Here is a 14130-nt window from a genome sequence, read left to right on the forward strand (position 1 = left end):
TCCTTGCTGTCGCGGGTGCGGAAGCGCTCGTTCCACTTGCGGAGGCGCTGCATCTTCTCGCGCTGGCGGGAACCGAGCGAGTTGCCGTAGGCGTCCCGGTCGCGCCAGTCGATGTTGGTCGAGAGTCCCTTGTCGTGCATCATGTTCGTCGTCGGTGCGCCGACGCGGGATTTCTGCTCGCGCTCGCTCGCGTCGAAGGCGCGCCACTCCGGCCCGCGGTCCACGGCGTCTTCCTCGACGACGAGACCGCAATCGTCACACACCCGCTCACCGCGCTCCTCGTCGGTGACGAGCGGGCCACCACACTCGGGACATCGTTGTTGCTCGTCGGCTCGCGTTTTGGTTTGCTCACCGGTGGTTTCGGTTTCGTCGGTCGGTCGGGTACGTGTATCAGTCATGGCGTACTATCAGGAGAGGGAGAGGGTCGATGGTGCACTACGAGAGTGAGAGAATCGATAGACATATCTTATAGGACCTACACCGTCTTAACTCCAGTGGCAAAAACACCCATTTTCCCGGTGCGTAAACTGGTGTTTTATCGGATATGGCACGGGAAGAATGCAGTATTCGATTTTCTCGCACGACTCCGCTGATGGCCTTCTTTATCAGCCATTCGGCAGTGAGTATCGAAACCCTTACCGCTCGTCCGAGGGTTCATGAACACATGAGCGACACGCCTCCCGGACCGGACGAGGTTCGGTACGTCGCACGGTTGGCCCGCGTCGGGGTTTCCGACGAGGAAGCCGAGCGATTTGCCGAACAGTTCGCGGATATTCTGGGTTACTTCGAAACGCTGGACGAGGTACCCGAGGTCGAACGCGAGGACGACCTCGTCAACGTCATGCGCGAGGACGAGGTACGGACCAGCCTCGACCAGGCCGATGCGCTGGAAAACGCACCGGAGACCGAAGACGGCTACTTCAAAGGACCCAACGTCTCATGAGCGATATATTCATCACCGAGGAAACTATCGACGGTGCGGACGACGGCCCGCTCGCCGGAAAAACCGTCGCCGTCAAGGACAACATAAGTACGAAAGGAATCCGGACGACCTGCGGGTCGGCCATGCTGGAGGAGTACGTCCCGCCCTACGACGCGACCGTCGTCACGCGGTTGAAGGACGCCGGGGCTACCATCGTCGGCAAGGCCAACATGGACGAGTTCGGGATGGGAACCACGACCGAAACGTCGGCCTTCGGCCCGACGGAAAACCCGGTCGCGGAGGGTCACGTCGCAGGTGGTTCCTCCGGTGGAAGCGCGGCCGCCGTCGCGGCCGGTGAGGCCGACCTCTCGCTCGGGACGGACACGGGTGGCTCGATCCGTTGTCCCGCCGCGTTCTGTGGCGTGGTCGGCATCAAACCCACCTACGGACTCGTCTCGCGGTACGGACTCGTCGCCTACGCGAATAGCTTGGAGCAGGTCGGTCCAATCGCACCGACGGTCGAGGAGGCCGCTTCCCTGCTCGACGTCATCGCCGGGCCGGACGACCACGACGCGACGACCCGCGAGGAAGGCGCGGACGCCGACTACGCGAGCGCCGCGGACGGCGACGTGGACGGCCTCGACATCGGCGTCCCGACCGAACTCGTGGAGGGTGCGGACGAGGGCGTCGTTTCCCGCTTCTGGGACGCCATGGACGAACTCGAATCGCAGGGCGCGACGGTCCACGAAGTGTCCCTCCCGTCGATCGAACACGCCGTCGAAGCCTACTACGTCATCGCCATGTCCGAAGCCTCCTCGAACCTCGCCCGGTACGACGGGGTTCGGTACGGCGAGTCCGGCGGCTACGACGGCAACTGGAACGAAACCTTCGCCGAGACGCGCGAGGAGTCGTTCGGCGACGAGGTGAAACGACGCATCCTGCTCGGCACCTACGCCCTCTCGGCCGGGTATCACGACAAGTACTACAAGAAGGCACAGGACGCCCGCTCGTGGCTCAAGGGTGATTTCGACGACGCCTTCGAGGACGTGGACGTGCTCGCCAGTCCGACGATGCCGACGCCGCCGTTCGAACTCGGCGAGAGTCTGGACGACCCGCTCCAGATGTACCTCGCGGACGCGAACACCGTCCCCGTCAACCTCGCCAACCTTCCCGCGATCTCCGTCCCGGCGGGCGAAACCGACGGGCTTCCCGTCGGCGTACAGTTCATCGGGCCGAAGTTCGGCGAGAAGCGCGTCGTCCGGGTCGGAAGCGCGCTGGAGTAAACGAACCGTTTCGGGTTTTTTCGGGGGACAGTCACGCCGGTTCGGAAGACGATAATCGAGGAGAGATTTCGTTTATAAATCGGTTGATACGTGTCCAGTTTTACCGGGCCATCAGTTGTACCGCTATCGAACCACACTGTTTGACGGTAGAATAAAACGGATGATAAACTAGGAATCATATTATATTATAAACGACATATTATTCGATGCGATTCCGATGATAGTCAAAGCAGAAGACGCGGATACGAACGAATTTCAGGGCGTGCAGTTCGACGTGCTCGCGGTCGGCGACGAATCGATGGTGACGAAGATGCACTTCGAAGAGGGCAACGACGTTCCGCCGCACAGCCACGAAAGCGAACAGAGCGGATACGTGATGTCGGGGACGTATCGGCTCCACATCGGAGACGACGAGGAAACGATAGAGAGCGGAGACAGTTATTCGATACCGGGTGGCGTCGAGCACAGCTACGAGATAATCGATTCCGGGGAAATCATCGACGTCTTCTCGCCACCGCGAGAGAAGTATCTGTGAGGATGTAACGACAGTAGTCGAGGGTGGAACGGACGACGTGAAACCTCTGCCAACGCTTATTTCTTTCCGGCAGTTCGATTGTCCGTATGGTAGGTACCGTCGTCGAAGTCGAGATTCCAGCCGACGAATTTGCGCTCTGGGAAACGTTGATGGAGCACGAAAACATCGAATTCGAGATCGAGCGCGTCGTTGCACACGAGAGCAAAAGGGTGATGCCGTTCGTCTGGGCGAGCGGCGGGGAGGGAGACATGGAATCGATCTTGGAGGAGGACACGAGCGTCGAGAACCTGCAGTTGCTCGCGGACCTGGACGAAGAACAGTTGTACCAGATGGAGTGGACCGACCGCATCCAGACGCTCATTCACATCCTCGTGGACGAGGAGGCAACCGTCCTCTCCGCGTCCGGGAACAGCAACCACTGGCATCTCCGTATTCTCTTTCCGGACCGGGACGCGTTGTCGGACACCTACGACTACTGCCGTGAAAACGACCTCACGCTCGACATTCGGAACATCTACGAGTTAGAACAGGGTCGGAAGGGACGGTTCGGCCTCACCGACGAACAACAGGACACGCTCACGCTCGCGTTCGAACGTGGCTACTACGACATTCCACGGGAGGCGTCGGCCGAAAACCTCGCCGGCGACCTCGACGTGTCACACCAAGCCATCTCCGAGCGACTGCGGCGTGGTCACCGCAGCCTCGTGAAAAACACGCTCATAATCGGACGAAACGCCGACGAACCGCAGTAGAATCGATTATTCCTCGTACGCGAGGTTCATGATCCACTGCGAGAAGGCGTCACTCTCGGGATCGATCTCTTCCTCCCCGATGAACGGCGAGAGCATGTCGCCCGCCATCAACAGCGAGAAATCGAGGTCCTTCGCGGCGGGCGTGATGAAGTAGGTGTTGTGCCCTTCGTAGACGGTCTCCTGTCGCTGAACGAACCCCTGTCGCTCCAACGACTCCACGATTCGACTACCCTTGCGCGACGAGACATCGAGGTTTTTCCAGAAGTCGCTCTGATGGATGCCGCCCGTCTCGCGGACGAGTTCGAGGCCGTTGTACTCGTCCTCGGTGAGGTCCTCCTCGGACGTTGCCGTGCTCATGTTCAATACAGGGAGGGGCGGGCGTTTAAATGTGACCTTCCACGTTATCGTAGGGGGTTTCACAAGGGGGGCCGTCGGCGAACTCGTAACTCCCGGTACCGTCCTCGAACACGGTCACGATGGACGACGAGCGGGTTCCGTATCCGTCGCCGTGGACACAGACGCCGATGTCGTGATTTCGGAGGATGTCCTTCGCCGATGCTCGCCATTCGGGGAGCGACGGCGGGTCGTCCACGGTCACGTCGACGTGCGGCAGAATCCGTTCGGATTTCGAGGCGTTCGCGTCGAAGCCACGGTTGACGACGACGTGGACGCCGGGATCGAATCGCGTCGTTTCGAGCGTGCCGTCCCACTCCAGGAGGGTCGCCTCGTTAGCGTCCGCGAGCAGGAGGTTGAATCCGGCGTATCGGTGTTCGTCGAGTTCACCGGTGACGAACTCGCGGGCGGATGCGGCCGACTCGTGGGCCAGCGCGTCGCGTACCAGCAGGCCACGGGAGCGCTCGCCCTCCAGTTCGACCCAGCGGTTCGTCACGCCGACGAACAACCCCGAATCGTTGTACCCGATCCACGTGCCGCCCGCCTCCTCGTCCTGCGGGGCGACGACCGTCGGATCCCGGTCGAGCACCCTTGGCAGGCGGGAAGGCCGACCGAACGCTTCGTCACGGTTCGCGGCCGCGACGACGGGTGCGTCCTCGAAAACCTGCCACGCGACGATGAGTGTACACACGTGGAGAGGTTAGTCTCGATTCGATAAAAGGCTTCGTCGGCCCCGCCGTTTATGCGAATCCTCGTCGTGACTACCCTGGGGAGTTTCGAACATGACACACAGACGCGATGTACTGAAGACCGGCGCGACGCTGGGGGTCGGGATGGGAGCGCTCGGAACCGGCGTCGGGTCCGCACAGATGAGCGGCAGTCCGTCGTTCAGCACGGGCGAGATAACGGGCGAAAATCAACCGAAGAACGTCAAAACGGACGCCAACGGGGTAGCAATGTTCACCCAGGCCGGGGAGAACGTCCGGTACGTCCTGCTCGTCTCCAAACTGGAGGACGTCACGGAAGCACACATCCACATGGGCCGGAAGGGACAGAGCGGGGCCGTCGTCGTCTGGCTGTATCCGAGTCCGAAAGCGACCAACGGACAGCAGTTCTCCGGCGAGTTCAACGGCGTGCTCGCGTCGGGAACGTTCGATTCGAGCGACCTCGTTGGGCCACTGAAGAACGAACCGCTAACACAGCTAGCGAGCGTCATCGAGACCGGGGAGGCGTACGTCAACGTCCACACGAAGCAGTATCCCGAGGGGGAAATTCGGGGTCAGATTTCGCCAGTTTCGAACGCCGAAGCGAAATTCAAGGAAAACCTCGACGTGAGCACGGGCAACGGGTTGGGAATCCAGCGCTCCGTGAGTCTGCAGATACAACAATCGTAAAATCGCCGATCACCGGAACCGCTCGCGAACCGCCTCGCGGTCGATGGTTCCGGAGGTCGTCCTGGGGAGTTCGACGGCGGTGTCGAGAAGCCGCGGGTGTTTGTACCCGGCGAGGCGACCATCGCAGAACTCGCGCACCGAGTCCAGCGTCACGGACGTCTCGGCGGCGGGCACGACCAGCGCCGCGATTCGCTCGCCCCACTCGTCATCCTCGACGCCGACGACCGCGACTTCCGACACGTCGGGGTGGTCGCGGAGTACGTCCACGACTTCGCCGGGATGGACGTTCTCGCCGCCGGTGACGATGCGGTCGGCGCGGCGGTTCAACACCCAGAGACGGCCACCCTCGTCGCGGTAGCCGACATCACCCGTCCGAAGGCCGTGCTCGCCGAACGCCTCGTCAGTCGCGTCGGGATTGCCGTAGTAGCCAGCCATCACGGTCGGTCCGGAGACGACGAGTTCGCCGGGTTCCCCGGTCGGTGCGAGCGTCCCGTCGTCGCGGACGACGGAGACGTCCGTGAACACGAGTGGTCGACCGACCGTTCCGAGGTGTGAAACCGCTTCGTCGGGGGTCGCGGTGGCGATCTGTGAGGCGGTTTCGGTCATGCCGTAGGTCGGACAGACCGGCACGTCGCGCTCCGAACACTCCGCGATGAGGTCGTCGCGGGCGGGTGCCCCGCCGAGGAGGACGAAACGAAGCGAGTCCGAGAGGTTTCCCTCGTCCAGCAACCGCCGGAGCATCGTCGGAACGAGCGAAACCCCGGTCGCCCTGTACGTCCGGAGGAACGAACGGGTGTCCTCGGTGTCGAAGCCTTCCTGCACGACGACCGTCGTTCCGTACAGCGCGGAGCGCAGGAGCGGTGCGAGGCCGCCCATGTGGTACGTCGAGAGACAGAGGTGCCAGCGGTCGCCCGGGAGGACGCCGAGGCGGAACGCCGAGGCGGTCGCGCTGGCGTACAGGTTACCCATCGTGAGCGTGACGGCTTTCGGGTTGCCGGTGGTCCCCGACGTGAACAGGAGGACCTGCGGGTCCGCACGCGACCACTCCGCACGTTCGAACTCCGCCCCCTCACACGCCGAAAGCGTGGTGTCCGTCGATACATCGACGGACACCACGGGGACGTTTCGAGTGGTTTCACCATCCATCCCCTCCGCAGCGATTTCGTGAGCCACCGTTTCGGTGTCGGCCTCGCAGACGAGGACTGATAGATCCGTCACCGCGACCTGTCGGCGGAGTTCCGGGGTGGCCAGACGGACGTTCAGTCCGACGAGCACACAGCCCAACCGCATCGCGGCGTGGACGAGCAGCACGCCCTCCATCCGGGTCTCCATCAGCATGCCGAGGTGATCCCCTTTCCCGAGTCCCAATCCGGCCAGCTTTTCGGCAATCCGCTCGACCGCCGAATCGAGTTCCGCGTACGTCCACTCGGTGCCGTCCGCCGCTTCGACGATGGCGGTTCGGTCGGGCGACACGTCCGCCCGATGCGAGAGCCAATCGTTCATCGGCGGTTCGTTCATCGGTCGCTCGTTTACTCCCCGTTCGTTCATCCCTCGCTCGTTCGCTTCTCGCTTGTTCATTCCTCGGTCGTTTACTCCTCGTTCGTTCATGACTCACCCCACGTATCCGCCACGCCGTTTCCGGGTTCCTGCGGAACGCTGACCGACCCGTCCACGAGTCGCGTCCGGTCGGGACCCAGATCCCGACCCAGCAGCGTCCCGGTCGCCACCCCGCAGGCGAGACGGTCGGGAATCGCGGCCGCCGCGTGAATCGCCGCCGTCCGGGCGACGACGCCGTCGATGGTGGTCGTGACGACCGGCGTGACGCCCTCCTCTCGGGCGCGTTTCGCTACCTCCACGACCCGGTCCGGCCCGCCGATCACCATCGGTTTGCAGATCAACACGTCGGCGGCACCCGTGTCGAGGACCGCCTCGGCCGACATTTCTGCGATGGACTCGTCCACGGCGACGCCGACCGACCGGCCGCGCAGGTTGGCGAGACCGTCGATGTCGTCGGCCGGAAGCGGTTGTTCGACGTAGGCGATTCGAAGCGAGTCGAACTTGTGAAACGCTTCGCGTGCCTCCGCGCGTGACCACCCGCCGTTCGCATCGACGCGGAGTTCGACGTCCGATCCGACCGCATCCCGAACCGCCCGGAGGCGGGACACGTCGTCCGTAAGCGAACGTGCGCCGACTTTCACCTTCACGGACTCGAACCCGGAATCGACCGCGTCCGTCACCGCCGCCACGGTCTCGGTACGCGAACAGTCGCCGACGGTGGCGTTGGCCGGAACCGACTCGACGTGGTCCGGCCCGCCGAGAAACCGATACAGCGGTTGGTCCTCCCGCTTCGCCCGCAGGTCCGCCAGCGCGAGCGCGAAGCCGTGTCTGGCCGCCGGTGTCGATTCGAGGGACGACAGTGCGCTTTCGGGGTCATCGACGTGCGCGATGGCCGCGCGACACGCCGGAAGGGATTCGGTCCACCCCGGAAGGGGCGTCGCCTCGCCGATGCCGACGTAGTCGCCGTCATCGATGCGGATGAGGATGCCTTTTCGGTGCTCGATGGGGCCGTGTGCCGTGTCGAGCGGCGACTCCAGCGGAAGCGAGAACTCGTGCGTTTCGACGATCATACCGTCATACCGATGGCGAAACAGACCGCGTGGGCGGCCAGCAGTTTTCCGGTCTGTTCGAGCGCGGGATTGAGTGCCTCGCCCGACGTCTTCGTGAGCATCGTCCGGGTGATCATCGCGGCGTACGGAACCGTGATGAGCGGCAGGAGGACGGCGAGACCGAACGCCGACGTGGTCGCGAAGTAGATGGGGACGAGGTAGGAAAGGGCGAGCATACCGATGAACTCGCCGCGACTCGCACGGTAGCCGATGAGCACCGCCAGCGTCTTTTTGCCCGCTTTCCTGTCGTTCTCCAAATCACGGACGTTGTTGACGACGAGGATGTTCGTCGAGATGGCCGCGACCGGGAGGCTCGCCAGGAACGCGGTCATCGTGACGGTTCCCCCCGGAATTCCGAGCGGGAACGGCGTGGCGACGAGGCTCGCGGCCTGCACGTAGAACGTCCCCATCACGGCGATGACGCCGAAGAAGACGAAGACGAACAGGTCGCCCAGTCCGTGTGAGCCGAGCGGAAACGGCCCGCCAGCGTAGGCGATGCCGCTGATGACGCTCGCGAGGCCGATGACGAGGATCGGTAATCCCCCGACATAGACGAGGTAGACCCCGACGACGATGGCGAGCAGGAAGGTGCCGTACATCGCCCGTTTGACCTCGTTCGGCGCGATGAGCCCCGACTGTGTCACGCGGGTGAATCCCGTCCGTTCGTCGGTATCGACGCCCTTCACGGCGTCGTAGTAGTCGTTGGCGAAGTTCGTCCCGATCTGGATCAGCGCCGCGCCGATGAAAGCCGCGAGCGCCGGAAGCGGCGCGAACTGCTTCTCGTGAAGCGCGAGCCCGATGCCCACGATGACGGGCGCGGCGGCCGCCGGAAGGGTGTGTGGCCGCGCCGCCATCAGCCACGCCTGCTTCCGAGAGACGTCTGTGGCCGTATCGTTCATTATCGAGATAGTTCCGGCGAGAGGTGTATAGCATCTACGGTTTCACAGGACCCTTACCGGATTTTCTCTCCGGAGAAACGGATTCGACGGCGTGACTGGGGGATTTCGTTTAAGTGCTTCTCGTCACAAGATGGAGATATGGACGGAAGACGGCTCGTTCTGCAGGAGTAGATCGACTCGTTTCGAGTGACGACGCTCGTCACGAATTGGGGTTGATTGTAGTTCTCGTGTGATGTTTCGCGCCGATGAGAGGCTTCGAAAGCCCCTGTCCGGTCACGACGAACGTGGGGCGAGAGCGCCGATCAGTCCGTCTCCGGAATCGCGTAGGACCCGGCGAGGAAGAACAACACGGCGAGGGCGGCGAGGACGACCAAGTCACCGCCGACGGCCCCGTGGGAGTACGTCAGGGTTCGGACGCCGCGTGCGAAGTAGGTCAGCGGCGAGATGTTCATGATGGGACGGAACCACGACGGCAGGAGGTCCGGCGTGACGAACGTGTCCGAGAGGAACAACAACGGCAGGGCGATGGCGTTGCTGGCGGCGATGACGCCGTCCGAGGACCCGGCGTAACTCCCCAGCAGCGAACCGAGACCGCAGAACAGCGCGACCGCCAGCGCGATGAAGACCGCGACGGCGGGCAACGTGGCGAGGGAGACGCCCGTGCTCGTCACGAGGGTCATTAGCACGAGGATGATGACGCCCGCGAGGCCGATGATGACGACGTTGACGAGGGTGTGTGCGAGCAGCCATTCGGCTCTGGTGAGCGGCGTGGTCGCCAACTTCTCGAAGCGGTTCGACTCGCGGTGCCGGGAGACCGAACTCCCGACGCGCGAGAGGGGCGTGAACAGCACGACGACGGCGAGGTAGCCCGGCAGGTAGTACGCCGGGGGTTTCGAGAACAGGCCGCCCGAGCCACCCGAACCCGGATTCGTCTGCACCAGCACCGCGAAGATGAGGATGAGGATGACCGGGAAGAAGAACGTGAAGAACACGGCGGTGCGACGGCGGAGGAACGACCGCCACGCCGCACCGGCCTCCGACCGGACGCGACCGAACGACGTCATTGGTCACCTCCGACGATGGCGGCCTCACCGGCACGACGCGTGGTTTCCGGCCCGAGCGGTGCGCCTGTCAGTCTGAGGTACACGTCCTCCAAGTCCGGTTCGGTCCACGTCAGGGCCTCGTACTCGACACCGCGGCTGTTCAAGTCCGTGACGACCTCCCCGATGTCGGCGGGGGTGACACCGTCGAACACCAGTCCGGATTCGGTCTCCTCGACGGTGTATCCCATCTCGACGGAGGACCGCGGGGTCGCGGTTTCCACGACGAGTCGGCTCTCGCCGCCGTACTCGCCGATGAGCGAGTCGGGCGTTCCGACGGCGACGATTTCGCCGTCCGCGAGGAGTCCGACCCGGTCGGCCAGTTGTTCCGCTTCGGCCATGTAGTGGGTCGTCAGAAAGACCGTCGTTCCGCCGTCCGCGAGGTCCTCGACGAGTCCCCAGAGCGCGCGGCGTCCGGCCGGGTCGATTCCGGTCGTTGGCTCGTCCAGAAAGAGGATGTCGGGGTCGTTGACCAGCGTCGCGGCCACACAGACCCGGCGTTGCTGTCCCCCGGAGAGGTTCTCGTACCACGTGTCACCCGTGTCGGTGAGACCGACGTCGGCGAGGGCATCGTCGGGGTCACGGGCACCGTCGTACAGGCCCGCGTAGTACGCGACGAGTTCGCGGGCCGAAAGCCGGGCCGGAGGGTCGAACGACTGCGGAAGCAGTCCCACCCGTGACTTGTCCACGTTACCGGGTGGTGCACCGAGGATGGAAACGCTCCCGCCGTCGGGAGTCATCGTCCCGGTCAATGACCGGATGAGTGTTGTCTTGCCCGCCCCGTTCGGCCCGATGAGCGCGAACACTTCGCCCGCGCCGACCGAGAGGGAGACACCGTTCAGTGCGACGGTGTCGCCGTATTCCTTCCGAACGTTCTCGGCGACGAGTGCGTCGGACATGCCCGGAACTTCTCGCCGTTGCTAAGTAAGGAGTTCGATTCGACCACCAAGCGGTCCGTCGACCGACATCACATCGAAAGCGGAACTGACTGAGCCAAGATAGTTTTGCCCGAATAATTATTCAGCATCGTCCACGTTCAGCCCATCGATCCGACCGATACCCGCTCCATCGACCACCCCAGTTCTCTCTCCATCGCCCGCCGCAGTCGCTCGATTCGTTTTTCGACGGCGGGTGGGATGCTATGAACTTTGTCGTCCCCACCGAATCGTCGGCCGCCAGTACAGCAACAGGACGGTGACGACGAACACGACCGTCGAGATGTCGTAGGAACCGGACGAAACCGTCGCGGCGAGTCCCGATCCCGCGCCAGCGACCCCCGTGATGAGCGACGCGACGATGGGCCACGAACAACTCACGCAGGAGAACAGACCGAGGAGCCCAGAAACCGCGGACCCCGCCGCGTCGAGGACGGTGGCGTAGACGAGATACGCGAGCGAGAGGTAGCCGATCAGTTTGAACGGCAGAATCTCGACGCGAAACACGCTGTTGTGATACAGCAGTGCGGGTCCCCATCCCGGCGGGAGCCACGAGATTCGAAACCCGTTCGCCAGCGAACCGGGGAGCGCACCGGTGCGGCCGAACAGGCCGCCGAAGTACGCGACGACGACGAAATACCCGATACCGATGGCGAGCGCGACCCACCGGTCGCGCTCGTTCGTTCGAACCGGGTTCGTCTTCCACACCGCGTACAGCCCGACGTTTATCCAGATGAAGGGGTAGAGCAGGTAACGGAAGCCATAGCCGTGGGACAGTCCCTTGACGGCGAGAAAGGCCAGCAGCGCGAACAACTCCGCGTTCAGCACGACCGCTCCCAACAGCAGCGATTCGTGGGACGGCCGATAGCGTGTGAATGCGGTGCTCATAGTACGAGTGAATCGACGACGATGGCGAGCAACAGCGCCCCGAGGTAGGCGTTCGACGCGTGGAACGAGCGGAACGCCGCCTTGTCGTCGCGTTCGCGGTGGAGTTGAACGACCGCGACCAGGAAGACCACCCCGAACACGATGGTCGTGAGCGCGTACAACCAACCGAGGGTCGTCACCGTGGCGAGGACCCCCGACGCGAGCAGCGTCGCACCCAACCACAGCAGGATGTGTTTTCGGGTTTCGGCCTCGCCGCGAACCACGGGCATCATCGGGAATCCACCGCGCGCATAGTCGTCCTTGTACGCCAGCGCGAGGTTGTAGAAGTGGGCGGGCGTCCACAGGAAGATGACGCCGGCCAGCACCAGCGCAGGCAGACCGACATCGTCGGAGACGGCGGCCCAGCCGATGAGCGCCGGAAGTGACCCGGCTAACCCGCCGATGACGGTGTTCTGCACCGTGTTCGGCTTCAGGATGAGCGTGTAGATCACGCTGTAGAACACGATGGCGAACAGGCCGAAGATGGCGACGAGCAGGTTCACCGAGAGGAAGACGGCCAGTGACGCGGCGGCCAGTAGGAAGCCGAAGGCGATGGCGTTCCGAAGCGGAATCTGTGCCGTCGCGGCGGGACGGTCAGCGGTGCGGTTCATCCGCTTGTCCACGTCGCGTTCGAGGACGTGGTTGAACGTCCCGCTCGCGCCGATGGAGAGGACACCACCGGTGAGCGTGGCGACGATGGTACTCACCTGCAACGTATCGGATCCGGCCGCGAGCGCCATCCCCGCCGAGGCGACGAGACAGAGCAACCACATCAAACGCGGTTTCATCAGGCGGAAGTAGGCGTACGCGGTCGCCGTGATGCCGACGAGGTCGCCGGTTTCGGTCGGTTCGTCGATGGGTTCCGGGTCGGTGAACGTCATACCGACCGCCCCGTCCGACTCTTCGGGTTCGAGCGTCCACGCGAGCGCGAGGACGACACCGGTGAAGATCGCCATGCCGACGACGAGGTGGATGTCGGCGAACGAGGTCGTCGTCGCGGAGGTGGCCGCATACGCGCCGAGGACGACCTGTATCGGGTAGAGTATCGCGGCGAATCCGATTCCCGCTTTCACGCGCGGTCTGGAGTTACGACGGAACGCCAGCACGGTCGTGGCGAACAACAGCAGGCCGACGACGAGCGCGACCACGCGATGGGTCCACGCGATGATGAGTTTCGGATCGTGGAACGGAACGATCCAATGGCCGTTGCAGGCGGGCCACGTCGGGCACGCGGAGACGGCGTTGACGAGCGAGGTCGTCGCACCGACGACGACCAGGAGATAGACGCCGACAACGGTCGCTGTCAGTGCACGTTCGAACCGTCCGGATGAGGAATCCTGCAATGGCACCGTTGTCTGACGAATTGTATCCCCGCGTACTTAGACCATCCGACTTTCGACGGCAGTGAAGTCAGCACATATTTATGGATCACTTCCGAAGGCTAGGCCAATATGGATTCCAAGCGGATGGGACTCATCGCGGCCCTCGGCGCGATGTTCCTCGCGGTCGCTGTCGACCCTGTAGCGGCCTACAATTCGACGACAGACTCCCTGATTCGGACGCTCAACAGCCAGTTGTTGTACGCGGCGATCCCCATCTCGATCCTCGTCGAGGGGATTCTCTTCTACACCGTCTGGAAGTTCCGCAACAACGACGACCCGAAACCGACGAAGGAGAACCGACGGCTCGAAATCACGTGGACGGTCGCAACCGCAATCGTCCTCCTCTTCGTCGGTGTCGCATCCTACGGTGTCATGGCGAACCAGTACGTCACGGTGACGCCGAAGGACACGATGAACAAGGAACCGAACGCGGTCACCGTCGACGTCATCGGTCAGCGTTACTTCTGGACCTACAACTACCCCGAGCACAACATCACGGGGTCGACGGACCTCTACATCCCGAAGGACAGACCGGTGTACTTCAACGTCACGTCGACCGACTGGATACACTCGTTCCACGTTCCCAAACTCGGATTGAAACAGGACGCGATACCGGGCGAGAACAACACCATCAAGACGAAAGTCACGAAGGAAGGCACGTATCAGGTGTACTGTGCTGAGTACTGTGGCTCCGGTCACTCGGTCATGCTGAGCAAGGTGCACGTCGTCTCGAACGCCAAGTACGAAAAGTGGCTGAAACAGCAGGAGAAGAAGAACTCCGGCGGAAGTTCGAGCGGCAACGGCGGGAACAACAGTTCGAGCAGCGGCGGTAACAACAGTACTGCGGGTGGCAACAACAGTTCGAGCGGTAACAGTACTGCAGGCGGCAACAACTCGTCGGCGTAATACCGATTTTTTCCGTTTCGATGATGATTCCGTAGT

At 63.1% G+C, this 14130-nt stretch carries 16 protein-coding genes; 6 read left to right on the forward strand and 10 right to left on the reverse strand.

The annotated features are described in order from the left end of the window. A partial coding sequence (locus NKF25_RS09270) for a TFIIB-type zinc ribbon-containing protein (protein WP_303647137.1) occupies positions 1 to 398 on the reverse strand: 398 nt, incomplete at its 3' end. A 266-nt stretch (positions 399 to 664) separates the two neighbouring features. Here NKF25_RS09270 and gatC point away from each other — a divergent pair. From gatC to NKF25_RS09290, 4 genes are all read left to right on the forward strand, one after another. Next, positions 665 to 943, forward strand: a complete 279-nt coding sequence (gene gatC, locus NKF25_RS09275; protein WP_066143567.1) for an Asp-tRNA(Asn)/Glu-tRNA(Gln) amidotransferase subunit GatC — start codon at positions 665 to 667, stop codon at positions 941 to 943. Next, a complete protein-coding gene (gene gatA / locus NKF25_RS09280; protein ID WP_253226404.1) occupies positions 940 to 2205 on the forward strand; it encodes an Asp-tRNA(Asn)/Glu-tRNA(Gln) amidotransferase subunit GatA in 1266 nt (421 codons plus the stop codon). Before gatC ends, gatA begins: the two co-directional genes overlap by 4 nt. A 217-nt stretch (positions 2206 to 2422) precedes the next feature. Beyond that, positions 2423 to 2740, forward strand: a complete 318-nt coding sequence (locus NKF25_RS09285; protein ID WP_253226405.1) for a cupin domain-containing protein — start codon at positions 2423 to 2425, stop codon at positions 2738 to 2740. Positions 2741 to 2826: 86 nt separating this feature from the next. After that, on the forward strand, positions 2827 to 3492 hold the full coding sequence (locus NKF25_RS09290; protein ID WP_253226406.1) for a bacterio-opsin activator domain-containing protein: 666 nt from the start codon (positions 2827 to 2829) through the stop codon (positions 3490 to 3492). A gap of 6 nt (positions 3493 to 3498) precedes the next feature. Here NKF25_RS09290 and NKF25_RS09295 read toward each other — a convergent pair whose 3' ends face one another. Next, positions 3499 to 3849 (reverse strand): MarR family transcriptional regulator, encoded by a 351-nt coding sequence (locus NKF25_RS09295; RefSeq protein WP_253226407.1) that lies wholly within the window; start codon positions 3847 to 3849, stop codon positions 3499 to 3501. A 25-nt stretch (positions 3850 to 3874) separates the two neighbouring features. Beyond that, a complete protein-coding gene (locus NKF25_RS09300; RefSeq protein ID WP_253226408.1) occupies positions 3875 to 4576 on the reverse strand; it encodes an NRDE family protein in 702 nt (233 codons plus the stop codon). Between the two features lie 91 nt (positions 4577 to 4667). Here NKF25_RS09300 and NKF25_RS09305 point away from each other — a divergent pair, with 91 nt between their 5' ends. Continuing rightward, the gene (locus NKF25_RS09305) at positions 4668 to 5279 is read left to right on the forward strand and encodes a CHRD domain-containing protein (protein ID WP_253226409.1); all 612 of its coding nucleotides are present in this window, start codon (positions 4668 to 4670) and stop codon (positions 5277 to 5279) included. A 9-nt stretch (positions 5280 to 5288) separates the two neighbouring features. Here NKF25_RS09305 and menE read toward each other — a convergent pair whose 3' ends face one another. The 7 genes from menE to cyoE all read right to left on the reverse strand — a co-directional run bounded on the left by menE (position 5289) and on the right by cyoE (position 13149). After that, a complete protein-coding gene (gene menE / locus NKF25_RS09310) occupies positions 5289 to 6782 on the reverse strand; it encodes an o-succinylbenzoate--CoA ligase (protein WP_253226791.1) in 1494 nt (497 codons plus the stop codon). Positions 6783 to 6883: 101 nt separating this feature from the next. After that, positions 6884 to 7906, reverse strand: coding sequence for an o-succinylbenzoate synthase (locus NKF25_RS09315; protein ID WP_253226410.1), 1023 nt, complete (start codon positions 7904 to 7906; stop codon positions 6884 to 6886). Continuing rightward, entirely contained in the window at positions 7903 to 8844 is a 942-nt protein-coding gene (locus NKF25_RS09320; RefSeq protein ID WP_253226411.1) for a 1,4-dihydroxy-2-naphthoate polyprenyltransferase, read from the reverse strand. The genes NKF25_RS09315 and NKF25_RS09320 overlap by 4 nt, the downstream gene beginning before the upstream one ends. 302 nt (positions 8845 to 9146) lie before the next feature. Further along, a complete protein-coding gene (locus tag NKF25_RS09325; RefSeq protein WP_253226412.1) occupies positions 9147 to 9908 on the reverse strand; it encodes an ABC transporter permease in 762 nt (253 codons plus the stop codon). Continuing rightward, entirely contained in the window at positions 9905 to 10843 is a 939-nt protein-coding gene (locus tag NKF25_RS09330) for an ABC transporter ATP-binding protein (protein ID WP_253226413.1), read from the reverse strand. Before NKF25_RS09330 ends, NKF25_RS09325 begins: the two co-directional genes overlap by 4 nt. 240 nt (positions 10844 to 11083) lie before the next feature. Further along, the gene (locus NKF25_RS09335) at positions 11084 to 11767 is read right to left on the reverse strand and encodes a hypothetical protein (protein ID WP_253226414.1); all 684 of its coding nucleotides are present in this window, start codon (positions 11765 to 11767) and stop codon (positions 11084 to 11086) included. Next, the gene (gene cyoE / locus NKF25_RS09340) at positions 11764 to 13149 is read right to left on the reverse strand and encodes a heme o synthase (protein ID WP_253226792.1); all 1386 of its coding nucleotides are present in this window, start codon (positions 13147 to 13149) and stop codon (positions 11764 to 11766) included. Before cyoE ends, NKF25_RS09335 begins: the two co-directional genes overlap by 4 nt. A 108-nt stretch (positions 13150 to 13257) precedes the next feature. Between cyoE and coxB the strand changes: the two genes are divergently transcribed. Beyond that, positions 13258 to 14094: a cytochrome c oxidase subunit II gene (gene coxB / locus NKF25_RS09345; protein WP_253226415.1), complete on the forward strand. Its 837-nt coding sequence runs from the start codon at positions 13258 to 13260 to the stop codon at positions 14092 to 14094. Positions 14095 to 14130: the final 36 nt, after the last annotated feature.

The organism is Haladaptatus sp. AB643 (genome assembly GCF_024136975.1).
GTDB lineage: Archaea > Halobacteriota > Halobacteria > Halobacteriales > Haladaptataceae > Haladaptatus.